The sequence below is a fragment of the Psychromonas antarctica genome (genome assembly GCF_022267535.1).
GTDB classification, from domain to species: Bacteria; Pseudomonadota; Gammaproteobacteria; order Enterobacterales; family Psychromonadaceae; genus Psychromonas; species Psychromonas antarctica.
In genome coordinates this window covers 1-1,039 of the sequence record NZ_JAHNZV010000254.1, presented here as the reverse complement: position 1 = coordinate 1,039, position 1,039 = coordinate 1, and the positions used below count along the sequence as shown (strand labels likewise).

Below are 1,039 nucleotides of genomic sequence, written 5' to 3'. Positions count from 1 at the left end.
TTTAAGGTCTTTGGCTAACTCATTTGCGAGTGCTTGCAGTTTTTCTTTATTCATTGTGTTACTCATTATAATGGCCTTTGATAAGGTTATAGATAATGAACGTTTACACAATTCTTTTTACACCCTCACAGAGGGAGTAACGACCATAAAAACAATCCTTATTCTTATACCTCTACCTTTAATAATAGCAATAGAGAAAAGTCTCTTGATATCGCAAATAATTTGATTGCGGGCACTCCTAATGCGACTCAAACCCCACAGCAACGCGCAATGACGCAAGCAGGATTAATAGCTGAACAACCACACCTAAGCGTACAACCTATAGCACAACAACCTCAAACCCAACAGTTTGTGCCACATGCTCAGCAAGGGATACAGCATTTAGCTCAACAAGCACAGCAACTCGTACAGCAAGATAAAAATAAAGAATTAATGCCATTTGCAATCAATGCACAATCTAATCATGAGCCAAACCACATGAACCAACACCAAACTACAGACAAACAAAAAGTTTTCATTGTTCATGGTCACGACGAAGTGCTTAGGTTACGAGTAGAAAATTTTATTCGTAAGCTTGGGTTGGAGCCAGTGATACTTGTGGACAAAGCAAATGGTGGTAACACTATCATTGAGAAGCTAATAAAGAATGGTGGCGTTGCATACGCGATTATTCTTTATACTCCATGCGACGAAGGTCGAAAAGCCAAAGATACTGATTTAAAAGCACGATCGCGCCAGAATGTGATTTTTGAGCATGGTTATTTCATTGCTAGATTAGGCAGAGATAAAGTTGCGGCGATTGTTGAGCCAAGTGTAGAAATCCAAAATGACATACAAGGTGTTGTCTACATAGGTACAAATGAAAATTGGGAAATGAAATTATTACAGGAACTCAAAGGGGCAAATATAAAGTTGACCCTGTAAATAATTCTGTGTAATTACCATTTTTACAGATGCTTTTTCAAGCGGTCTTCAAATTCTATTATAAACCGATTCATCGCAGCTCTCCAACTGTGGATCGGTTTTGACCATTTTTTCG

Annotated in this window: 1 protein-coding gene; it reads left to right on the top strand. The window is 38.3% G+C overall.

What is annotated here, in order from left to right:
• Positions 1–270 precede the first annotated feature (270 nt).
• The gene (locus tag KSO91_RS17335) at positions 271–924 is read left to right on the top strand and encodes a TIR domain-containing protein (protein WP_238744266.1); all 654 of its coding nucleotides are present in this window, start codon (positions 271–273) and stop codon (positions 922–924) included.
• Positions 925–1,039 lie beyond the last annotated feature (115 nt).